Below are 20,705 nucleotides of genomic sequence, written 5' to 3'. Positions count from 1 at the left end.
AGACCGCCCGGGTCGAAACCGCCCGGCACCGCCCAGGCGTCGAACCATCCGTCGGTGGCCGCCCGCATCGCGGCGCACCGGTCCACCAGGTCGGCCAGGGGAGGGTACGACTCGGGGTTGATCTCCTCCCGGCGCAGCCGGGAGACGAGGCTGTGGGGCTGGTTCGGTCCGTACGTGAGGTCGACCGCCCGCAGTTCGGCCACCGCGTCGCGGAGCGCCTCGCCGACGGCCCGCCGACCCAGCTCGTACGGTGCGTTGAGGATCAGGGTGTACTCGGCGGTGCTGGTCCGTACGGTGTGGGTGGCGCTGAGCCGCCCGGTGTCCGGGGCGCCCGAGCCTGCCGGGACCGGCCTGGACGGCCCGAGCCGAAGGTCCGGGCGGCGGACCGGCTGGTCCACCCGGTGGGTCGGTGGTGGCTGGTCGATCCGCATCACGTGCTCCCTCACCGGCGGCGCCGCGTCGTCGTGGCCGTGGGGACCCGTCCGGCGCCCCTGGTCACACGGTAGGCAGCGAAGTTGACCGGGTCATGAATGCCGCCTGTAAAGGGTCTGTGCATCCGACTTTCCCACGATCCGGAAGATGTGTACCGGGAGGCGGGATGGCGTCGTACCGTTGCGCCCAGGTGACGAGGTTGAGGAGTCGATGGTGGCACGGATCGCGGTGGTGGCCGGAGACGGGATCGGACCCGAGGTGGTCGCGCAGGCCCGTAAGGTCATCGACGCAGTCCTTCCCGGGGTCGAGGCCACCGAGTACGACCTGGGCGCGGCGCGCTGGCACCGGACCGGTGAGGTGCTGCCCGACTCGGTCCTGACCGAGCTGGCCGACCACGACGCCATCCTGCTCGGCGCTGTCGGCGACCCGACGGTCCCGCCGGGGGTGTTGGAGCGGGGCCTGCTGCTCAAGCTCCGGTTCGCCTTCGACCAGTACGTCAACCTTCGCCCGTCGCGGCTCTGGCCGGGCACCACCGGCCCGCTGGCCAACGTCAAGCCCGGCGAGGTGGACCTCGTCGTTGTCCGGGAGGGCACCGAGGGCCTCTACGCCGGTGCCGGTGGCTCCCTGCACCGGGACACCCCGGCCGAGGTGGCCACCGAGGAGAGCCTGAACACCCGCCACGGCGTGGAGCGGGTGATCCGGGACGCGTTCGCCCGGGCCTCCCGCCGGGAGCGGCGCAAGGTCACCCTGGTGCACAAGACCAACGTCCTGACCCACGCCGGGTCGCTGTGGTCGCGCGCCTTCGAGGCGGTCGCCGCCGAGCACCCGGACGTGACCACCGAGTACCAGCACGTGGACGCCGCAGCGATGTTCCTGGTCACCCAGCCCCAGCGGTACGACGTGGTGGTCACCGACAACCTCTTCGGTGACATCCTCACCGACATCGCCGCCGCCGTCACCGGCGGGATCGGGCTCGCCGCCAGCGGTTGCATCAACCCCGACGGCACCTACCCGTCGATGTTCGAGCCGGTCCACGGCTCGGCCCCGGACATCGCCGGCAAGGGGCTGGCCGACCCGGTCGCGGCGGTCCTCTCCGCCGCGCTCCTGCTCGACCAGCTGGGACACCCGGAGGCTGCCGCGCGGGTCACCGACGCGGTCGCCACGGAGCTGGCCGGTCGGCGGGCGGGCGTACCGCTGAACACCGACGAGGTGGGCGACCGGCTCGCCGGCTACGCGACCTCCTGACCCGCGTCGAGGCGTGACCCGGCCGGTGCGCCGGGGCCTGCGCCGCGACCCGGCCGGTGCGCCGATCCCCGGCCCGTGACGGACTGCTGTCCCCGGTCCCCGTACCCTCGTCTGCGCGGGGCTCGTCGACCGATTGTCGACAGCACCGCAGGTGTCGTCTGCCCCGAACTGCGCTTTTCGCTGAACGACCGTTCGGGGTAGGTTTCTCAGCAATGCCGTCGGCGTGTCCTACCGGCACGCCGGAACCCCAGGGAGGTCAGTCCGATGAGCGGTGGTGACAAGCTCGACTTCGAGATCCGTCCGAATCCCGCGCCGGTATCCGCCGCGGACCGGGCCACCCTGCTGGCCGACCCGGGATTCGGTCGGGTCTTCACCGACCACATGGTCACCATCCGGTACGCCGACGGCAAGGGCTGGTACGACCCCCGCGTCGAGGCGCGGGCACCGATCCCGATGGACCCGGCCAGCGCGGTGCTGCACTACGCGCAGGAGGTCTTCGAGGGGATGAAGGCGTACCGCAGCGTCGACGGCGGAGTGACGCTGTTCCGCCCGGGGGCGAACGCCGCCCGGCTGAACACCTCCGCCCAGCGTCTGGCAATGCCGTCGCTGCCCGCCCCGGTGTTCCTCGACTCTCTGCACCGGCTCGTCGAGATCGACAGGGAGTGGATCCCCGAGGGGGAGGACGGCAGCCTCTACCTGCGGCCGTTCATGTTCGCCAGCGAGGTCTTCCTCGGTGTCCGTCCGGCGAACGAGTACCTCTACTGCGTGATCGCCTCCCCGGTCGGGGCGTACTTCTCCGGCGGGGTCAAGCCGGTGACGGTCTGGGTGTCGCCGAACTACACCCGGGCCGCCCCGGGCGGCACCGGAGCGGCCAAGTGCGGCGGCAACTACGCCGCCTCGCTGGCGGCCCAGGCCGAGGCGATCGAGGCCGGCTGCGACCAGGTGGTCTTCCTCGACGCCGTGGAGCAGCGGTACGTCGACGAGCTGGGCGGCATGAACGTCTTCTTCGTCTACGACGACGGCACGGTGGTGACGCCCCCGCTGACCGGCACGATCCTGCCGGGCATCACCCGGGACGCGATCCTCACCCTGGCCGCCGAGGCCGGGCACCGGGTCGAGGAACGGCCGGTGAGCTTCGCCGACTGGCAGTCCGACGCCGCCGGTGGTCGCCTCCGTGAGGTCTTCGCCTGCGGTACGGCGGCGGTGGTCACCCCGATCGGGCAGGTCCGCTTCCCCGACGGGGAGTTCACCATCGGGGGCGGTGAGCCCGGCGAGGTGACGATGGGTCTGCGTCAGCAGCTCGTCGACATCCAACGGGGCAAGGTCGCCGACCCGCACGGCTGGGTCCACCGGCTCCTCTGACACCGGGTCCTCAGGCACCCGTGGGCGGGGCCGGACCGACTCCGGTCGGTGCCGGTCCGGAGACGACGCAACGAGACGACGACGGCCGGTGAGACCACGTCTCACCGGCCGTCGTCACCGTTCGGTCAGAGGATCGCGCCGCCCGCGCTGTTCGGCGGGGTCGCGGAGTGCCGCTCGCCGTAGTAGCCGCCGAGCTGCTCCCGGTACGTCGGGTCGGAGTGGCTGCTCTCGTCGTACTCCGGGGCCGCCTTGATCTGGTCCTTGTCCCGGTCGACGTAGACCTTCTGGTCGTCGTGGTCCACCCGGTCGACGGTCCCGGCGGGCAGCATGACCTTCTTGCCGAAGATCCACGGGCCGGTGTCCACCACGAGGTAGCTGTCGTCCACGGAGTGGCTCGCCTTGTCGATCTTGCCGATGCTGCCGTCGAGCGCCTCGACCTTGTAGCCGGTCAGGTCCGCGTCGGTGACGCCGGACTCGTCCCGGTAGCGCCACGGGTCGAAGCCACCGGCCGGGGCACCACCGGCGACGGCGCCCTGCGGGTCGATCGGTGCGGTGGCCTGCCCGTCGGCAGGAAGCCCCGCCCCGGTTCCGTGGCTCGGCGTCGCGTGGCCCGGCGTGGGCGTGGCGCCGAAGCTCTGCCCGGTGGCCTCGGGGGTGTGGGTGTCCATCGGCGTGTGCGTGTCGATGCGCTCCATGAGGGATGCTCCTGACCCGGCCGTGTCGGCCGCCTGGGAGGTGCAGATGTGCTGTCCCCGAAACTCCTACCCGCGCGGTCCGCTGCTACACACCCGATCTGCCGGGTGTTTTCCACCCCGAATCCGGCAGACGCGCGAGGGCCGGCACCCCCGAGGAGTTCTCTCGGAAAGTGTCGGCCCTCGACCTGTCGGCTGAGTGCGTACTCAGGCGAGCGCGGCCTGAGCGTCCAGCGCCACGGCGGCGGCGTGCACCACCGCGGCGATACGCAGTCCCTCGTGGATCTGCTCCCGGGAGAACCCGGAGGCACGCAGGGTCTTCTCGTGTGACTCCAGGCAGACCCCGCAGCCGGTGATCGCCGAGACGGCGAGGCACCACAGCTCGAAGTCGCCCTTGTCCACCCCCGGCCGGGCGATGATCTGCATCCGCAGCCGGGCCGGGATCGAGGCGTACTGCTCGTCACCGATGAGGTGCTTGGCCCGGTAGTAGACGTTGTTCATCGCCATGATCGTGGCGGCACCCTTGGCCGCCTCGACCGCCTCCGGGGTCAGGTGGTTCGACGCCTCCTCGGCGACCTCCTTGAGCAGCACCGCGTTGCGCCCGGCCACCGCACAGGCCAGGGCGGTGCCCCAGGCCTGCTCCGGCTTGAGGGTGGAGGTGCCGATGGTGGAGCCGAGGTTGAGCCGGATGTCCTTGGCGTACTCCGGCAGGACCGCCTTGACCGCGTCGAGCCCCATGTCAGGCTCCGGCGCCGGCGAGCAGCTGGGTGGCGTCCAGGGTGTCGCCGCCCTTGTTCCAGTTGCACGGGCACAGCTCGTCGGTCTGGAGGGCGTCGAGCACCCGCAGCACCTCGGAGACGTTCCGGCCGACCGAGCCGGCGGTGACCATCGCGAACTGGATCTCGTTGTCCGGGTCGACGATGAAGGTCGCCCGCTGGGCCACGCCGTCCGAGCCGAGGATCCCGCAGGCCTCGGTCAGCTCCCGCTTGATGTCGCTGAGCATCGGGAACGGCAGGTCGCGCAGGTCCGGGTGGTCCTTGCGCCAGGCGTAGTGGACGAACTCGTTGTCCACCGACACCCCGAGGACCTGGGCGTCACGGTCGGCGAAGTCGCCGTTGAGCCGCCCGAACTCGGCGATCTCGGTGGGACAGATGAAGGTGAAGTCCTTCGGCCAGAAGAACACCACGCGCCACTGACCCTGGTGGGTCTTGTGGTTGATCGTGTCGAACGCCTTCTCCGCGTCGAGCGAGACGCAGGCGGTCAGTTCGTACTCGGGGAACTGGTCACCGACAGTGAGCACGGGGTCCTCCTTGACTACGGCGCGAGGCCGGTAACTGGATCGGTTCCAGATACTGCCGTAACGGTGTTTCCTGCTGGTGGCGGCCGGGCTACTTGTGAAGTCGATCACCGGCGGCCTGTCGTGCCCGACACTGGGCAGGGATGAGGTATCGCCACCCACCGTCACCGTCCCGACATGTGGGTTTCGCGCCCCGGAACCGCCTCGCGGGTGGCAGAGTACGGAACGTGACCAGGTCCGTCCTGATTATCGCCACCTAGCGCGCCGGCCTTCCTTCGCCGACGCGCAGACCTCCCGCATCCGCGGGGGGTCTTTTTGTTGCTCCCGGAAGCTCCCAGAAAGGCCCCCGATGACGTTCCAGGTGTACGACACGACGTTGCGCGACGGTGCCCAGCGCGAAGGGCTCACGTACTCGGTCGTCGACAAGCTCGCGGTGGCCCGCCTCCTCGACGAACTGGGCGTCGGTTTCATTGAGGGCGGCTGGCCGGGCGCGGTCCCCAAGGACACCGAGTTCTTCCGCCGGGCCCGTACCGAACTCGACCTCAAGCACGCCGTCCTGGTCGCCTTCGGTGCCACCCGCAAGGCCGGTGTCGCGGTCGCCGACGACCCCCAGGTCCAGGGACTGCTCGACGCCGAGACCCCCGCCGTCGCACTCGTCGCCAAGGCCGACATCCGGCACGTGGAGCGGGCGCTGCGTACCACCGGCGAGGAGAACCTGGCGATGGTCCGGGACACCGTGACGCACCTCGTCGCCCGGGGGCGGCGGGTCTTCGTCGACGGTGAGCACTTCTTCGACGGCTACCGGTACGACCCGGAGTACACCGCCTCGGTGGTGCAGACCGCGCTGGCGGCCGGGGCCGAGCGGTTCGTCCTCTGCGACACCAACGGGGGCATGCTTCCCTCCCAGGTGACGGCCGCCATCGTCGACCTCACCACGCGTACCGGGGTCGCCCCCGAACTGCTCGGCATCCACTGCCAGAACGACACCTCCTGCGCGGTGGCCAACACCATCGCCGCCGTCGAGGCCGGGGTGGAGCACTTCCAGGGCACCGCCAACGGGTACGGCGAGCGCCCCGGCAACGCCGACATCTTCGCCCTGGTCGCCAATCTCCAACTCAAGCTCGGGCTGCCCGTCCTACCGGAGGGCTGCCTGGAACAGATGGTGCGCGTCTCGCACGCCATCAGTGAGATCGCCAACATCGCCCCCGACACCCACCAGGCCTATGTCGGGGCCGCGGCCTTCGCCCACAAGGCGGGGCTGCACGCGAGCGCGATCAAGGTGGATCCGCTGCTCTACAACCACGTCGACCCGGCTGTGGTCGGCAACGACATGCGGATCCTGGTCACCGAGATGGCCGGTCGGGCCAGCATCGAGCTCAAGAGTCGTGAACTCGGTCTGGACCTGGCCGGCCATCCGGAGACCCTGACCCGGGTGACGAAGCGGGTCAAGGAACTGGAGGCGGGTGGCTGGTCGTTCGAGGCCGCCGACGCGTCGTTCGAGCTGCTGGTCCGCTCGGAGCTGCCGGACGCCGCCCCACCCCGTCCGTTCGCCCTGGAGTCGTACCGGGTGCTCGTCGAGCACCGCGAGGACGGAGCGGTGGTCTCCGAAGCCACCGTCAAGATCCGGGTGGGCGGTGAGCGGGTGATCGCCACCGCCGAGGGCAACGGCCCGGTCAACGCCCTCGACGAGGCGCTGCGGGTCGGCCTGACCCGGCACTACCCGCAGCTGCGCCAGTTCGAGCTGGCCGACTACAAGGTCCGGATCCTGGAGGGCACCGTCGGCACCGGTGCGGTGACCCGGGTGCTGGTGGAGACCGCCGACGGGGCGGGCGGGGACTGGACCACAGTCGGTGTGCACCCGAACGTGGTCGAGGCGAGCTGGCACGCCCTGGTCGACGCCCTCACCTTCGGCCTCGCCCGGACGACCGGGTAGCGCCACCGCTGCCGGCTCCGGTCCGGGACGACCCAGGAGGGGGCGGTGGGGTCGGCCCCGCCCCGTCCACCCCGGGCCGCCGCCGGCGCGACGAGGAGCCAACAGGCGACGGTGCCGAAGCGCCCGCCCAGGGGAGTCGACGGCGGCGCGGTGAGCGAGGGTACCCGGACCCGATAGTCGGTCCGTCGCGTTTGCCTTCGATTTGTCGTCCGCATTTTTTGTGAGCCTGGAAGGCTTCGCGTTTCGCAATTATTTAATTGCCTGACAAGGATGTGACATGCCATGATCAAATGTTGACTCAAGTGATTTGTCGATGCTAGTTTCCACTTGGTTTCGACGTCGGAATTTTTGACAGTATTACCTGCTCAGGGTGGGTGAAGGGGCTCGCTGAAGCGGGGCCCCGAGCAGCTGGTCGACCATCGTCCGAAGCGGAGCGATCGAGTTCCCTCCGGTTTGTTGCGCGCAGCAGTTTTCGACTCGTCTCTGGCGAGTCGGCCCGTATTACCTCCGGTCAATCAAGGGAGCAAACTGTCATGGCCAAGTTCTTCTCGCGCAGGTCGGCGGCGGTGGCGTTCAGCGTGCTGGCGCTGACCCTGGCCGGTGGCGGCATCGCCGCTGCCGCCCAGCCCACCACCGTCGCCAAGTCCCCCCTCGACTCCTCCCAGCCCGGTCTGCGCGCCGGTGCCGTCGGCGGGCAGCCGCCGGTCACGGCGCAGGAGGCCCGGGACGCCAAGGCCGCCCTGAAGAAGGGGGTCGGCACCAACGCGGTCGCCGGCTCCACCTCCTTCGCTGTGGTCAGCGCCGCCGGGGTCCTCGTCCGGGGACACGACGCGGTCTCGGCCACCAGGTACGGCCCCGGGCAGTACCAGGTGGTGTTCAACCGCAACCTGACCAAGGGTGGCTACGTGGCGAGCGTCGGGGACGGGCAGGACTGCTGCGTTCCCCCGGCCGGGGAGATCTCGGTGGCGCCGCGGCTGATCACGCCCAACGCGGTCTTCGTCCAGACCTACAGCTCGGCCGGGGTCCCCAGTGACCGGCCGTTCCACCTGGCGGTCTTCACCCGCTGATCCGTACCGGACCGGTGCCGGTCGCCCCGTCGGGGTGGCCGGCACCGTCTGTGTCGAAGGTGATCCGTCCCGACCGGCGCGGGTGGGGGGACGTGTCGGGATTGCCCGGTTGAGGGGTCATCGGTGGTCCTTGGCCCGCCAAGTCCGACGTTTGTCGGGGCACCCGCTCGGGAAGCAAGCACCGTGACGGACATCTCGGACACCCTGGCCAGCCTGCCCACCACTGTCGATCCCGACGCGAGCGGCTCCGAGCTGGAACAGACCCTCTTCGAGGTCAAACGGGTGATCGTCGGGCAGGACCGGCTCGTCGACCGCCTCTTCACCGCACTGGTCGCCGACGGACACTGCCTGCTGGAGGGCGTACCCGGAGTGGCCAAGACGTTGGCCGCCCAGACCCTCGCCACAGTCGTCGGGGGCAGGTTCTCCCGCATCCAGTTCACCCCCGACCTGGTCCCCTCGGACATCGTCGGTACCCGCATCTACCGGGCCTCGACCGAGGACTTCGACGTCGAACTCGGTCCGGTGATGGCCAACCTGCTCCTCGCCGACGAGATCAACCGGGCTCCGGCCAAGGTGCAGTCCGCACTGCTGGAGGCGATGGCCGAACGGCAGGTGTCGATCGGCGGCCGGACCTACCCCGTACCGGAGCCGTTCCTGGTGCTGGCCACCCAGAACCCCATCGAGTCCGAGGGGGTCTACCAGCTGCCGGAGGCCCAACGGGACAGGTTCCTGATGCGGATCGTCGTCGACTACCCCGGCGACGCCGACGAACTGGCCATCCTCTACCGGATGAGCAGCGACCGGCCCCGACCCCGGCAGGTCCTCGACCCACTGCGACTGCGCGACCTGCAACGCCGGGCCGGTCGGGTCTTCGTCCACCACGCCCTGGCCGAGTACGTCGTCCGGCTCGTCCTCGCGACCCGCGACCCGGCCCGGTTCGGGGTGCCGGAGATCGCCCCGATGCTGGCGTACGGGGCCAGCCCCCGGGCCACCCTCGGCCTGGTCGCCGCAGCCCGCGCCCAGGCGCTGCTGCGGGGCCGGGAGTACGTGCTGCCCGAGGACGTCCGGGAGTTGGCGGTGGACGTGCTGGCCCACCGGCTGGTGCTCTCGTTCGACGCGGTGGCCGACGGGGTCGCCGCCGAGTCGGTGGTCCGGCGGCTCCTGGAGGTGGTGCCCCCGCCGAGGATCGCCCCCGGCCGCGACGAACGGCCGGTGGCCTTCGGCGTCGACGTACCCGCCGGCATCGACCGGACCGTGGCATGAGCCCGCGTGACCTGTTCGCCGCCGTCCGGCCCGCCGCCAGTTGGCTCGGGATGGCCCCACCCACCCCCTCCTCGGCCACCCCGACCCGGGCCGGGTCGGTGGCGGTCGCCACCGGTGCACCCGGGCGGTCCGCCGGTAGCGGGGGGTGGGCCGGGCCGTCGGACCCGGACCTGACCGATCTCACCGGACACCGAAGGCTGCGGCGGCTGGAACTCACAGTCACCCGACGCCTCGACGGCCTGCTGCACGGGCAGTACCGGGGCCTGTTGCGCGGTCCCGGCAGCGAGGCCGCCGGAAGCCGGGAGTACCGCCCCGGCGAGGACGAGGTACGGCGGATGGACTGGGCGGTGACCGCCCGCACCGCGGTCGCCCACGTCCGGGAGGTCGACGCGGACCGGGAGCTGACCACCTGGCTGGTGGTGGACGCCAGCCCCAGCATGGAGTTCGGCACCGCCGAGCTGGACAAACGGGAACTCTCCGTCGCTGCGGTGGCCGCCGTCGGGTTCCTCACCGCCGGGGCGGGCAACCGCCTCGGCGCCCACGTCCTCGACGCCACTGCGGTCCGCCGGTTCCCCGCCCGGTCCGGGCGTACCCACCTGCTCGGTCTGCTCCGGACCCTGCTGACCGCGCCTCGGACGGGTGGACCCGACGCCGGTGTCACCGGACGCTCCGGCGACCCCCGACGGTCCGGGGTCCCGGCGACGCCGAGCCCACCCACCCTCGTCGACGCGCTGGCCGCCGCACACCGGGTCGCCACCCGGCGGGGCCTGGTCGTCGTCGTCTCCGACTTCCTCGACGGCCTCCCCGACGACCCGGACCGCCCCGCACCCTGGGAGCCGGTGCTGCGCCGGCTCGCCGTCCGACACCAGGTCCTCGCCGTCGAGATCACCGACCCCCGGGAACTGGAACTGCCGGACGTCGGCCTGATCACCCTGGTCGACCCGGAGACCGGTCGCCGCCGGGAGGTCTGCACCTCCGACCCCGGGCTGCGCCGCCGGTACGCGCTCGCCGCCGCCGCCCAACGCGACCAGGTGCGTCAGGCGATCCGCCGGTGTGCGGCGACCCACCTCCCACTGCGGACCGACCGGGACTGGACCCTCGACGTCGTCCGGCACGTCCACACCCAGCGCCGACTGGCCGCCGTACCCGCCTCGGCCCGGCGAGGTGCCACATGATCTGGCAGTCACCGGTACGGCTCTGGCTGCTGCTCGGGGTCGCCGCGCTCGCTGTCGGCTACCTGCTGGTCCAGCGTCGACAGAGCCGGTACGCCGTCCGCTTCACGAACCTGCGGCTGCTGGACCGGGTGGCACCGGAGCGTCCGGCCTGGCGGCGACACGTACCGGCCGGATTGTTCCTGACCATGTTGGCGCTGCTGGTGACCGGGTTCGCCAGGCCCGCCGCCGAGGTCCGGGTGCCCCGGGAACGGGCCACAGTGGTGGTCGCCGTGGACGTCTCCACCTCGATGCTCGCCACCGACGTCGACCCGGACCGGCTCGACGCGGCCAAGTCGGCGGCCCGTCGGTTCATCGACGGACTGCCGCAGGAGTTCAACGTCGGTCTGGTGGCGTTCGCCGGGAGTGCGGCGGTGATGGTGCCGCCGGACACCGACCGGGAGGCGCTGCACGACGGCATCGACCGGCTCGCCGAGGGCATCACCGGGGTTCAGGGCACAGCGATCGGGGAGGCGATCAGCGCCTCCCTCGGCACGATCCGGGCACTGGACCACGAGGCGGCGACGAAACCCCCACCGGCCCGGATCATCCTGCTCTCCGACGGGGCGAACACGTCCGGAATGGACCCGATGGAGTCGGCGGCGGAGGCGGTGGCGGTCGAGGTGCCGGTGCACGCCATCTCGTTCGGCACCCCGTCCGGGTTCGTCGACCGGGGCGGCCGCCCGATCCAGGTACCTGTGGACGGGCAGACGCTGCGGGCGGTCGCCGAGGCCACCGGCGGGGGCTTCCACGAGGCCACCACCACCGAGGAGCTGCGCGCTGTCTACGAGGACATCGGCACCTCGGTCGGCTACCGCACCCAGCGGCAGGACATCTCGGCCCGGTTCATCGGATTCGGTCTGGTGTTCGCCATGGCGGCGGCGGCCGGTTCCCTCCGATGGTTCTCCCGCCTGCCCTGACCCGTCCGCCCGCCCCGGCCTTCGGCCACCCGCCCTGGGACCGGTTCACCGACCCGCCCCTGACCCGCCCGCCCCGACCTTCGAGGAGCGACGTATGGCAACACAGACCGGACTGGGTGAGCCCCGTGGCCCGTGGTTCGTCTCCCCGGACCTCGGCCCGGACGGGCACGGCGGGTGGGGCGTACCGGGAACGGGTCTGGACCCGGGACGGCGGCGGCCGGGCCGGTTGCTGGCCGGGCTGACGGTGGTGGCCCTTTCCACCCTCTCCGGGGCGGCGGCCGGTGGCTGGGTCGCCGGCCAGGCCGGGGAGCCCGAGACCGCCGCGACGGCGGCGGCCGTCCCGGCGGAACTGGTGACCGCCGCCGGGAAGACCGTCCCGGGGGTGGTGTCGGTGCTGGTGGCCGGGGCGGGAGGTCGGTCCGCCACCGGATCCGGGTTCGCCATCGACGGCGAGCAGCACATCATCACCAACGACCACATCCTCGCCAGGGGCGTCGGCGGGGGAGTGACGGTCGAGACGCCGAACGGTCGGCGGTTCCCCGCCGAGGTGGTCGGTCGGGAGCCGGGCAGCGACCTGGCGGTACTGCGGGTTCCACCGGACGCCGGGCTGACCCCGCTGCCACTGGCCAAGCCGGGGGCGACCCGGGTCGGAGAGCCGGTGCTCGCCGTCGGTTCGCCGCTGGGACTCGCCGGTACCGTCACCGCCGGCATCGTCAGCGCCCTGGACCGGCAGGTACGCCTCGGGTCGAACCGGCACACCGCCGTTCAGACCGACGCCTCCATCAACCCCGGCAACTCGGGGGGACCCCTTGTCAACGCCCGGGGTGAGGTCGTCGGGGTGAACACCGCGATCGCCACCATCGACGGCAACGGGTCGATCGGGATCGGTTTCGCCATCCCCATCGAGCAGGTTCAGCAGAGTGCCGACACGATCATCGGAAAGGGCGGCTGAGCCCGCGCGGAGAGTGCATGATCCACCACGGCCTCGACCGCCGGACCGAAGAACCGGACCGAAGAACCAGGACGAACCCGGGGACCGTTAGCCTCGGGGCATGGACGACGGACTGCGGGTCACCGATCGGTTCTCGGTGCCCGGTGCCGAGCTGCGGGAGCGGTTCTCCCGCTCGTCCGGCCCCGGAGGCCAGGGGGTGAACACCACCGACTCGCGGGTCGAGCTGAGCTTCGACCTGGCCGGTTCGCCGAGCCTGCCCGAGTCGCTGCGAACCCGGGCGCTGCACCGGCTCGCCGGTCGGCTCGTCGACGGGGTGCTGACCGTCGTGGCCAGCGAGCACCGGGCGCAGCTCGCCAACCGGGCGGCGGCCCGGGACCGGATGGCCGCGCTGCTGCGGGAAGCCGTCGCCCCGCCACCGCCGCCCCGTCGGCCCACCCGCCCCTCCCGGGGCGCCAAGGAACGCCGGCTGGCCGAGAAGAAGCGTCGGTCACAACGGAAGCGGGACCGACGGGCCGACGACGACTGACCGTCCTGCGGGGACCCGACGCGTTCGTACTGCTCACTGTCGTTGTGGAAGGGAGCCCTTCGCTGCCCCCGGCGTTGACAGGGGGCCCGTCCTCACCCCGAGGGCGGAGAGGAGGCGGTGCCGCAGGGCGGCGGCCCGGTCGGCGAAGGTCCGCTGGGTGGCCGCGTACTCGGCCCGACCCTCCGCGGTCTCCACCAGGACCGGGGGATACCCCAGGGCGGCCAGGTCGTACGGGCTGGCCCGCATGTCCAGCGTCCGGATCTCCCGGGCCAGGGCGAAGGCGTCGGCGACAAGTTCGCTCGGCACCAGCGGCGACAGTTTGTACGCCCACTTGTACAGATCCATGTTGGCGTGCAGACAACCAGGCTGCTCGTTGGCGTGCTGGGTCTCCCGACGGGGGGTGAGCACGTTCAACGGGCGGGCCGCAGCGGTGAAGAACCGGTACGCGTCGAAGTGGGAGCACCGGACCCCCCGCTCCTCGACCACGGTGGCGGTCCGCTCCGGGGACAACCGCAACGGCCACGCGTTGTGGCGTACCTCCTCCTGGGTCTGCCGGTAGACCATCGCCCACTCGTGCATCCCGAAGCAGCCCAGGTGGGCCGAGCGCCCGGCGGTGGCGGCGAGCAGGGTGCCGATCCACTCGACCGACTCGGCCCGCCGGTCGCGTACCCCCGGGGTGTCGAGGGTGACCCCGGCGGCGGTGGCGCGGTAGTCCCGCCCGAACTCGTCCGGCTCGGCGTCTGCCAGGACCACCCCGGCACCGGGATGCCACCGGCGCAGCTGGGCCGGACGGTGCGAGTAGTAGGTGAAGAGGAAGTCCTCGACTGGGTGCTTCTCACCCCGACGTCGTCGGGCCAGGTGCGGCGCGAGCCAGGCGTCCACCCGCTCCTCGTGGGCCTGCCGCCGCGCCCGCCAGTCGGTCGGGGCGAGCACGACGAGGGAGTCGGGGGCGGCGGTCACCAGGCAAGGGTACGACCGCCACCCCGGCCGCCCCGCTCAGGGAACGTCCACCCGTACCCCGGCGGAGAAGACCCCGCTGCGCAGCTCCAGCTGCTCGGGCGTCTCCCCGTCGGCGACGGTGAACACCAGCGGCAGGACCAGCCGGGTCCCGGCGGCCACCGGGTCGGCGAAGACGTCCCGCCCCTGGTTCATCGCCCGGGTGGCCGACTCGTCGACGCCCACCCAGCGCCCGGCCGGCAGGTACGCCCGCTGGAGCTGACCGTGCCAGGCCTGCTGGTCCGGGGTGACGTTGCGTACCCCCACCGTGGCGTCGCACCGGCGACCGTCGGTGTCGGCGGCACCGCAGTCGACCCGGTAGACGGTGAACTCGAACGCCGTCTCCCGCAGCGGCACGCCGACCGGCCCGGACACGCCTCGCCCCACCCAGGCCCCACTCGTCGGCTGCTGGCCGGCGTTCATGGCGGTGACCTGACGGGTCCCGGTCCACCCCGCCACCCCCACCACGCCGACCAGGACGAGGACGGCGGCGCCCACCAGGAGCCAGACCGGTGGAGTACGGCGGCGCTGTGGTGCCCGTGGAGCCCCCGGCTTCGGGTAGACCGTCCCGGGTGCGCCGGACCGACGCCCCAGGGCGGCGTACTCCGGGGCGCCCCCCACCGACGCGGGCCGTTGCGGGTCGGTCGGTGGCCCTGCCGAAGCGGCGGCGTACGCCCGGGTCCGGCGACGACGCTGCCACCACCACAGGCCGAACCCGCCCAGGACGAGCAGCAGCGCCAGCACCCCGAGCAGGATCGGCAGGCGCAGCCAGCCGCCCCCGGCCGGTTCGTCGGCAGTCTGCGCGACGTTGCTCCAGATCGCCGTGGAGCAGTCGTACGGCCGCCGCCCGTCGTCGCGGTACGCGCAGGCGGGTGCGGCAAGGGGCCGGTTCGGGTTGTCGGTGTGCAGCGTGGTCTGCAACGTGGTGGTGCCCTTCGGTGGCAGCTTGAGCTGCCAGGTCACCTCGTCGGGCCGCCCGGCCGCGTGACTCGACCGGCCACCGCCGGTGACGTTGCTGAGCGACGCCCCGGCGGGCAGTTCCTGCCGGACCGTGGTGTCGACCGCCCGGTCACCGGCGTTGCGGACCTGGATCCGGTAGCCCGGTGCCGGGGTGCCGGCCGAGGTGACCGCCACCGTGACGGTCGGGGTCGACGCCCGTAGCGGCGCCCGGTCCGGGGTCGGTACCGCCGGTGGGGCCGACGGCATGGTGGTGGACGTGACGCTCGGCCCGACGGTGGCCGCCGCCACCGGCAGGGCGTGACCGGCCCCGAGCACCGGTGCGACGGCCGCCGGTGTCGGTGTGACCCCTGCCGGTGTCGGGGCGACCGCCGCCCGTGTCGGCGTGGTCGCCGGTGACTGGGCCGGTGCCGGTGGTGTGGTCGGTGGCGGGGCCCCCGGCTGCGGGGCCAGGGCCGGAAGAGCGGCGAGGGCGCCGAGGCAGTGCGCGAGCACCGCGATGGCTCTGTGGTGTCGTCTCGATGCAGGCATACCAACGAACCTCCGTCGCCGACGGTAGGGGCGCGGTGACGTCGTGCGGGTACGAAGCGCCGAACTCCGCCCCGCCGACCGGCCGGTGACGTACGCTGCCGCGCCGTGCGGGTGCGCGGGCAGCCCCTTCTCCTGGTCGGGCGGCTAGATTGGCGGGGTGCGTATCGCTCGTTTTGCTCATGCCAAGGGAATGTCGTTCGGAGCCGTCGAGGGCGAGCCGGAGGCCGGCCCCCAGGGGCTGACCGTCGCCGAGATCCAGGGGCACCCGTTCGGTGAGTTGACCTTCACCGGGTCCCGCTGGGCGCTGTCGGACGTCCGGCTGCTCTCGCCGATCCTGCCCAGCAAGGTGGTCTGCGTGGGACGCAACTACGCCGAACACGCAAGCGAGTTGGGTAACGAGGTGCCGACCGAGCCGCTGCTGTTCCTCAAGCCCTCCACCTCGGTGATCGGCCCCCGGGACGCGATCCGGCTGCCGATCTTCTCCAAGCAGGTCGAGCACGAGGCGGAACTGGCAGTGGTGATCGGGGCGCCCGGAGCCCGGCGGGCGGACCGGGCTGCCGCGGAGAAGGCCATCTTCGGCTACACCTGCGCCAACGACGTCACCGCGCGGGACCTGCAGAACACCGACAGCCAGTGGACCCGGGCCAAGGGCTTCGACTCGTTCTGCCCGATCGGCCCGTGGATCACCACCGGGCTTGACGTCCGGGACCTGGAGATCCGGTGCGAGGTGGGGCGCGACTCCGACGAGACCATGGAGGTACGTCAGCTCGGCCGGACCCGGGACATGGTCTTCGACGTACCGGCGCTGGTGTCCTACATCTCACACGTGATGACGCTGCTCCCCGGAGACGTGGTGCTGACCGGCACCCCGGCGGGGGTTAGTCCCCTCACGGACGGGGATACGGTCACCGTACGGATCGAGGGCATCGGTGACCTGACCAATCCGGTGGTCCCGGTCTGACAGTGGTCCGATGGGTGAAACCGCAGCTCAAGGGCGGTTTGGGGGGTCGGATTTGGCCACTCGGCCCGGGGAGGGTAAAGTTTCTCCCCGGTGCCAGATGGTGCCGATGGGGTATGGGGTAATTGGCAGCCCAACTGATTCTGGTTCAGTTAGTCTAGGTTCGAGTCCTGGTACCCCAGCAACCGACGTTCCCAGCGAACGTCGGTCGCTGGCTTGTGATGGAGTTCCACTCCGGCTCCCCGCGAGGGGGGCAGGAAAAGATCTCTGATAGAGTACAGCGGAGCCGCCCGGAAGGGCGGTGAGAAAGAAGAAAGTTCTGGCCCCGTCGTCTAGCGGCCCAGGACGCCGCCCTCTCAAGGCGGTAGCGCCGGTTCGAATCCGGTCGGGGCTACAGCACAGGCCCGTCTCGCCCAGCGAGACGGGCCTTCCCTGTTCCCCCCCACCACCCCCACCACCGCCCCCTCTCCCCCCGGATCGCCCTGTTGATCAAGGGGTTTGCGTCTGGATGATCTCCAACGGTGACGCAAACCCCTTGATCAACAGGGCAGTGCGGAGGGTGGGGGCGGTGCGGGGGTGGGGTTAGAGGCCGGAGAGGCGTTGGCCGGCGCGGACGACTGCCATGGCGTGGCGTTCGCCGGGGCGGCGGCCGAGGCGTTCGATCGGGCCGGAGATGCTGATCGAGGCGATCACGCGGCCGGTCCGGTCCCGGATCGGGGCGGAGACGCTGGCCACACCGGGCTCCCGTTCGGCGATGCTCTGCGCCCAGCCCCGGCGGCGTACCTCGGCGAGGGTCCGGCCGGTGAACTTGGCGCGGGGGAGCAGCGGCATCACCGCCTCGGGCGGCTCCCAGGCGAGCAGGATCTGCGCGGCCGAGCCGGCGGTCATCGGCAGCACCGAACCGACCGGCACCGTGTCCCGCAGTCCGCTGGCCCGTTCGGCGGCGGCCACGCAGATGCGTTCGTCGGCGCGGCGCAGATAGAGCTGGGCGCTTTCGCCGGTGGCGTCCCGGAGTGCGGCCAGTAGCGGCTCGGCTGCGGTCAGCAGGACGTCGGGTGCGGCGTTGGCGAGCTCACCCAGTCGGGGGCCGGGTCGCCACCGTCCCTGGGTGTCCCGGACCAGCATCCGGTGGATCTCCAACGCCTGGGCCAGCCGATGTGCGGTGGCGCGGGGGAGCTTCGTACGGTCAACGAGTTCGGCCAGGCTGGCGCCGTCGACACAGGCGGCCAGGATGACCACCGCCTTGTCGAGAACGCCGACACCGCTCATACTGTGTCCCACAAGCCGAAATTTACCTCCCAGAATTTAGGATGTCCAGATGGTGGGAGACACTCAACCAAGGACCCTGGCCGAGAAGGTCTGGGACGCACACGTCGTACGGTCCGCCGAGGGCGAGCCGGACCTGCTCTACATCGACCTGCACCTGCTCCACGAGGTGACCAGCCCGCAGGCCTTCGACGGGCTCCGGATGGCCGGTCGCCGGGTCCGCCGCACCGACCTGACGCTCGCCACGGAGGACCACAACACCCCGACGGGCTACGCCGACCCGGCGTTCCGGTTGCGCCGGGGCGACCTGCTCACGATCGAGGACCCCACCTCCCGGACCCAGATCGAGACGCTGCGCCGCAACTGCGCCGAGTTCGGCGTACGGCTGCACCCCCTCGGTGACGAGAACCAGGGCATCGTCCACGTCATCGGCCCGCAGCTGGGGGTCACCCAGCCGGGCATGACGATCGTCTGTGGCGACTCGCACACCGCCACCCACGGGGCGTTCGGGGCGCTCGCCTTCGGCATCGGCACCAGTGAGGTGGAGCACGTCCTGGCCACCCAGACCCTCCCGCAGGCCCGCCCGAAGACGATGGCGGTGAACGTGGTCGGCGAGCTGGGCCCGGGCGTCACCGCAAAGGACCTGGTCCTGGCGCTGATCACCCAGGTGGGCACCGGCGGTGGCCGGGGTCACATCGTGGAGTACCGGGGCGAGGTGATCCGGGCCCTGTCGATGGAGGGGCGGATGACCATCGCCAACATGTCCATCGAGTGGGGCGCCAAGGCCGGCATGATCGCGCCGGACGAGACGACCTTCGCGTACCTCAAGGGGCGGCCGAACGCGCCGCAGGGGGCCGACTGGGACGCCGCGCTGGAGCACTGGCGGAGCCTGCCCACCGACGATGGAGCGGTCTTCGACGCCGAGGTCACCCTGGACGCCTCGCAGGTCACCCCGTTCGTCACCTGGGGCACCAATCCGGGCCAGGGCGCGCCGCTGGGCAGCGCCGTGCCGGAGCCGGACTCCTTCGGTACCGAGCCCGAGCGGGCCGCCGCGCACCGCGCGTTGGAGTACATGGACCTGACCCCGGGGACCCCGCTGCGGGACCTGGCCGTGGACGTGGTCTTCGTCGGCTCCTGCACCAACGGCCGACTGGAGGACCTCCGGGCCGCCGCCGACGTGATCCGGGGTCGCCGGGTCTCCGACGGCGTACGGATGCTCGTCGTGCCCGGCTCCGCAGCGGTCCGTGAGGCGGCCGAGGTCGAGGGGCTGGACAAGGTCTTCACCGACGCCGGTGCGGAGTGGCGGTTCGCCGGCTGCTCGATGTGCCTGGGCATGAACCCGGACACGCTCAAGCCGGGGGAGCGTTCCGCCTCCACCTCCAACCGCAACTTCGAGGGCCGTCAGGGGCGGGGTGGGCGTACGCACCTGGTGTCGCCGCCGGTCGCCGCCGCCACCGCCGTGGTCGGTCGGCTGGCCGCCCCCGCCGATCTGTGAGAAGGGCAGTCAGCTGATGGAGAGCTTCACCACCCACACCGGTACGGCCGTACCACTGCGTCGGTCGAATGTGGACACCGATCAGATCATCCCCGCCGTGTACCTCAAGCGGGTGACCCGGACCGGCTTCGCCGACGGATTGTTCAGTGCGTGGCGGGAGGACCCGGCATTCGTGATGAACGATCCCGTACGGGCCGGCGCATCGATTCTCGTGGCCGGTCCGGAGTTCGGTACCGGATCCTCCCGGGAGCACGCCGTCTGGGCATTGCGGGACTGGGGTTTCCGGGCTGTCGTCTCACCCCGCTTCGGCGACATCTTCCGCGGCAACTCCCTCAAGGAGGGGTTGCTCCCGGTGGAGTTGGAACAGTCTGCGGTCGAGCAGATCTGGGCTCTGGTCGAGGCCGACCCGACTGCCGAGGTAACCGTCGACCTGGTTGCCCGCGAGGTCCGGGCCGGGGGCTCGACGTGGTCGTTCCCGCTCGACGACTTCAGCCGGTGGCGGCTGATGGAGGGCTTGGATGACATTGGACTAACCCTCCGCAACGAGTCCGCGATCGGCGCTTTCGAGGCGACCCGCCCGCAGTTCCTGCCCTCGGTCGCATAGCCCTACGCCCGACCGTTACTCGCTTTCCACCCCCCGTCGGGACGACCCGGCGGGGGGAATCCGTTACGACACAAGGGCTTTTTTCCCCCGAATGTTTGTGTCCGGGCAGCACAGGGCATACCGTGCGCGCAGAATGGCTCGCGTCGAGTCAGTTGCACAATCGGGAGGAAGTCGTGAACAAGGCCGAGCTCATCGAGGCCCTCGCCGCTCGTCTGGGAGACCGGAAGACGGCGACGGCGGCGCTCGACGCAGTCCTCGCTGAGGTCCAGGGGGCGGTCACCAGAGGCGAGAAAGTGGCCATCACCGGATTCGGAGCGTTCGAGAAGCGTGTCCGGGGGGCGCGAACAGCGCGCAACCCGCGCACCGGTGAGGCGGTGAAGGTCAAGAAGACATCCGTCCCGACCTTCCGTCCCGGTGCCGGTTTCAAGGAGATGGTGGCCAGCGGCAAGGTGCCGAAGGCCACGGCGGCGGCGAAGAAGAGCGTCACGTCCACCGCCAGGACCACCGGTGCCAAGGCGACCGGCACGAAGACCGCGACCGCCAGGGCGACCACCGCCAAGGCGACCGGGGCGCGCAAGACGGCCACCGCGGCGGCCAAGAAGACCACCGCGGCGAAGGCGGCCAAGACCACCGCCACCAAGGCCACCACCACCAAGAAGGCCGCCCCGGCGAAGAAGAGCGCCACCACGGCCAAGTCGACGGCCGCGAAGAAGACCACGGCGGCGAAGAAGACCACGGCGGCCAAGAAGACCACGGCGGCGAAGAAGTCGCCGGCCAAGAAGGCCCCGGCCAAGAAGGCGGCTTCCCGCCGCTGAGCCACCTGCACGAAGGGCGTCCACCGTCGCTGTGGACGCCCTTCGTCGTCTCCGCCGGATCCGCGCCCGCCGAGGGGAACGGCATCGTCCCGGCCGCACCCCGGCGCCCGCCGACGGTCACCAGGGGTGGGCGGTCACCAGGGGCGGAGACGGGCGGCGGTCATGAGGGCGGACAGGCGGCGG

At 71.6% G+C, this 20,705-nt stretch carries 19 protein-coding genes, 2 tRNA genes and 1 pseudogene; 15 read left to right on the top strand and 7 right to left on the bottom strand.

Features of this window, described 5'->3' with window-relative positions; translation table 11 throughout:
- Nucleotides 1-431, bottom strand: a pseudogene (locus tag ABT336_RS09345) (FAD:protein FMN transferase); the annotation flags it as partial.
- 214 nt (nt 432-645) lie between these two features.
- On the opposite strand from ABT336_RS09345, the gene ABT336_RS09340 reads away from it, so the two are divergent.
- Together ABT336_RS09340 and ABT336_RS09335 are read left to right on the top strand one after the other, a co-directional pair.
- Nucleotides 646-1,677 (top strand): 3-isopropylmalate dehydrogenase, encoded by a 1,032-nt coding sequence (locus tag ABT336_RS09340; RefSeq protein ID WP_350896034.1) that lies wholly within the window; start codon nt 646-648, stop codon nt 1,675-1,677.
- Nucleotides 1,678-1,941: 264 nt separating this feature from the next.
- Entirely contained in the window at nt 1,942-3,039 is a 1,098-nt protein-coding gene (locus tag ABT336_RS09335) for a branched-chain amino acid aminotransferase (protein ID WP_350896029.1), read from the top strand.
- Between the two features lie 125 nt (nt 3,040-3,164).
- On the opposite strand, the gene ABT336_RS09330 is transcribed toward ABT336_RS09335, so the two are convergent.
- The 3 genes from ABT336_RS09330 to ABT336_RS09320 all read right to left on the bottom strand — a co-directional run bounded on the left by ABT336_RS09330 (nt 3,165) and on the right by ABT336_RS09320 (nt 5,031).
- Nucleotides 3,165-3,707 carry a PRC-barrel domain-containing protein gene (locus ABT336_RS09330; RefSeq protein WP_502891144.1) on the bottom strand — a complete coding sequence of 181 codons (543 nt, stop codon included), beginning with the start codon at nt 3,705-3,707 and terminating at the stop codon, nt 3,165-3,167.
- A gap of 231 nt (nt 3,708-3,938) precedes the next feature.
- Entirely contained in the window at nt 3,939-4,469 is a 531-nt protein-coding gene (gene ahpD / locus ABT336_RS09325; RefSeq protein WP_350896028.1) for an alkylhydroperoxidase, AhpD family, read from the bottom strand.
- Nucleotide 4,470: 1 nt separating this feature from the next.
- Entirely contained in the window at nt 4,471-5,031 is a 561-nt protein-coding gene (locus ABT336_RS09320; protein WP_350896027.1) for a peroxiredoxin, read from the bottom strand.
- Nucleotides 5,032-5,377: 346 nt separating this feature from the next.
- Between ABT336_RS09320 and cimA the strand changes: the two genes are divergently transcribed.
- The 7 genes from cimA to arfB all read left to right on the top strand — a co-directional run bounded on the left by cimA (nt 5,378) and on the right by arfB (nt 12,900).
- Nucleotides 5,378-6,961, top strand: coding sequence for a citramalate synthase (gene cimA, locus ABT336_RS09315; RefSeq protein ID WP_350896026.1), 1,584 nt, complete (start codon nt 5,378-5,380; stop codon nt 6,959-6,961).
- A 533-nt stretch (nt 6,962-7,494) separates the two neighbouring features.
- Nucleotides 7,495-8,028, top strand: coding sequence for a hypothetical protein (locus ABT336_RS09310; RefSeq protein WP_350896025.1), 534 nt, complete (start codon nt 7,495-7,497; stop codon nt 8,026-8,028).
- 183 nt (nt 8,029-8,211) lie between these two features.
- A complete protein-coding gene (locus tag ABT336_RS09305) occupies nt 8,212-9,291 on the top strand; it encodes an AAA family ATPase (protein WP_350896024.1) in 1,080 nt (359 codons plus the stop codon).
- 50 nt (nt 9,292-9,341) lie between these two features.
- Nucleotides 9,342-10,466 carry a DUF58 domain-containing protein gene (locus tag ABT336_RS09300; protein ID WP_502891143.1) on the top strand — a complete coding sequence of 375 codons (1,125 nt, stop codon included), beginning with the start codon at nt 9,342-9,344 and terminating at the stop codon, nt 10,464-10,466.
- Complete coding sequence (locus ABT336_RS09295) at nt 10,463-11,422, top strand: VWA domain-containing protein (RefSeq protein ID WP_350896022.1); 960 nt, start codon at nt 10,463-10,465, stop codon at nt 11,420-11,422. Before ABT336_RS09300 ends, ABT336_RS09295 begins: the two co-directional genes overlap by 4 nt.
- Nucleotides 11,423-11,516: 94 nt before the next feature.
- Nucleotides 11,517-12,374 carry a S1C family serine protease gene (locus tag ABT336_RS09290; RefSeq protein WP_350896021.1) on the top strand — a complete coding sequence of 286 codons (858 nt, stop codon included), beginning with the start codon at nt 11,517-11,519 and terminating at the stop codon, nt 12,372-12,374.
- 100 nt (nt 12,375-12,474) lie between these two features.
- Nucleotides 12,475-12,900, top strand: a complete 426-nt coding sequence (gene arfB / locus ABT336_RS09285) for an alternative ribosome rescue aminoacyl-tRNA hydrolase ArfB (protein ID WP_350896020.1) — start codon at nt 12,475-12,477, stop codon at nt 12,898-12,900.
- A 33-nt stretch (nt 12,901-12,933) separates the two neighbouring features.
- Here the strand turns inward: arfB and ABT336_RS09280 are convergent, their stop codons facing one another.
- Complete coding sequence (locus tag ABT336_RS09280; RefSeq protein ID WP_350896019.1) at nt 12,934-13,860, bottom strand: 3-methyladenine DNA glycosylase; 927 nt, start codon at nt 13,858-13,860, stop codon at nt 12,934-12,936.
- 36 nt (nt 13,861-13,896) lie between these two features.
- Nucleotides 13,897-15,384, bottom strand: coding sequence for a hypothetical protein (locus tag ABT336_RS09275; protein ID WP_350896018.1), 1,488 nt, complete (start codon nt 15,382-15,384; stop codon nt 13,897-13,899).
- A gap of 157 nt (nt 15,385-15,541) precedes the next feature.
- On the opposite strand from ABT336_RS09275, the gene ABT336_RS09270 reads away from it, so the two are divergent.
- The 3 genes from ABT336_RS09270 (at nt 15,542) to ABT336_RS09260 (ending at nt 16,736) form a co-directional block, all read left to right on the top strand.
- Entirely contained in the window at nt 15,542-16,345 is an 804-nt protein-coding gene (locus tag ABT336_RS09270; RefSeq protein WP_350896017.1) for a fumarylacetoacetate hydrolase family protein, read from the top strand.
- A gap of 107 nt (nt 16,346-16,452) precedes the next feature.
- Nucleotides 16,453-16,524 (top strand) — tRNA-Gln (locus ABT336_RS09265).
- A 139-nt stretch (nt 16,525-16,663) separates the two neighbouring features.
- Nucleotides 16,664-16,736 (top strand) — tRNA-Glu (locus ABT336_RS09260).
- A 188-nt stretch (nt 16,737-16,924) separates the two neighbouring features.
- Here ABT336_RS09260 and ABT336_RS09255 read toward each other — a convergent pair.
- Entirely contained in the window at nt 16,925-17,611 is a 687-nt protein-coding gene (locus ABT336_RS09255; RefSeq protein WP_350896016.1) for an IclR family transcriptional regulator, read from the bottom strand.
- Between the two features lie 49 nt (nt 17,612-17,660).
- Here ABT336_RS09255 and leuC point away from each other — a divergent pair, with 49 nt between their 5' ends.
- From leuC to ABT336_RS09240, 3 genes are all read left to right on the top strand, one after another.
- Nucleotides 17,661-19,103 carry a 3-isopropylmalate dehydratase large subunit gene (leuC, locus tag ABT336_RS09250; protein ID WP_350896015.1) on the top strand — a complete coding sequence of 481 codons (1,443 nt, stop codon included), beginning with the start codon at nt 17,661-17,663 and terminating at the stop codon, nt 19,101-19,103.
- A gap of 16 nt (nt 19,104-19,119) precedes the next feature.
- Nucleotides 19,120-19,707, top strand: a complete 588-nt coding sequence (leuD, locus tag ABT336_RS09245) for a 3-isopropylmalate dehydratase small subunit (protein ID WP_350896014.1) — start codon at nt 19,120-19,122, stop codon at nt 19,705-19,707.
- 173 nt (nt 19,708-19,880) lie between these two features.
- Entirely contained in the window at nt 19,881-20,522 is a 642-nt protein-coding gene (locus tag ABT336_RS09240) for an HU family DNA-binding protein (RefSeq protein ID WP_350896013.1), read from the top strand.
- Nucleotides 20,523-20,705: the final 183 nt, after the last annotated feature.

The organism is Micromonospora sp. NPDC000207 (assembly GCF_040300925.1).
GTDB lineage: Bacteria > Actinomycetota > Actinomycetes > Mycobacteriales > Micromonosporaceae > Micromonospora.
Note: the sequence above shows the minus strand (reverse complement) of the source record. Positions and strands in the feature narration are given on the sequence as shown.

Bases quoted from the DNA above. Each gene is read 5' to 3' on its own strand.
- ABT336_RS09255 (WP_350896016.1), bottom strand. From the start codon at position 17,611: ATGAGCGGTGTCGGCGTTCTCGACAAGGCGGTGGTCATCCTGGCCGCC.
- ABT336_RS09300 (WP_502891143.1), top strand. From the start codon at position 9,342: ATGGCCCCACCCACCCCCTCCTCGGCCACCCCGACCCGGGCCGGGTCG.
- cimA (WP_350896026.1), top strand. From the start codon at position 5,378: ATGACGTTCCAGGTGTACGACACGACGTTGCGCGACGGTGCCCAGCGC.
- ahpD (WP_350896028.1), bottom strand. From the start codon at position 4,469: ATGGGGCTCGACGCGGTCAAGGCGGTCCTGCCGGAGTACGCCAAGGAC.
- ABT336_RS09290 (WP_350896021.1), top strand. From the start codon at position 11,517: ATGGCAACACAGACCGGACTGGGTGAGCCCCGTGGCCCGTGGTTCGTC.
- ABT336_RS09275 (WP_350896018.1), bottom strand. From the start codon at position 15,384: ATGCCTGCATCGAGACGACACCACAGAGCCATCGCGGTGCTCGCGCAC.
- leuD (WP_350896014.1), top strand. From the start codon at position 19,120: ATGGAGAGCTTCACCACCCACACCGGTACGGCCGTACCACTGCGTCGG.
- ABT336_RS09295 (WP_350896022.1), top strand. From the start codon at position 10,463: ATGATCTGGCAGTCACCGGTACGGCTCTGGCTGCTGCTCGGGGTCGCC.
- leuC (WP_350896015.1), top strand. From the start codon at position 17,661: ATGGTGGGAGACACTCAACCAAGGACCCTGGCCGAGAAGGTCTGGGAC.
- arfB (WP_350896020.1), top strand. From the start codon at position 12,475: ATGGACGACGGACTGCGGGTCACCGATCGGTTCTCGGTGCCCGGTGCC.
- ABT336_RS09310 (WP_350896025.1), top strand. From the start codon at position 7,495: ATGGCCAAGTTCTTCTCGCGCAGGTCGGCGGCGGTGGCGTTCAGCGTG.
- ABT336_RS09330 (WP_502891144.1), bottom strand. From the start codon at position 3,707: ATGGACACCCACACCCCCGAGGCCACCGGGCAGAGCTTCGGCGCCACG.
- ABT336_RS09335 (WP_350896029.1), top strand. From the start codon at position 1,942: ATGAGCGGTGGTGACAAGCTCGACTTCGAGATCCGTCCGAATCCCGCG.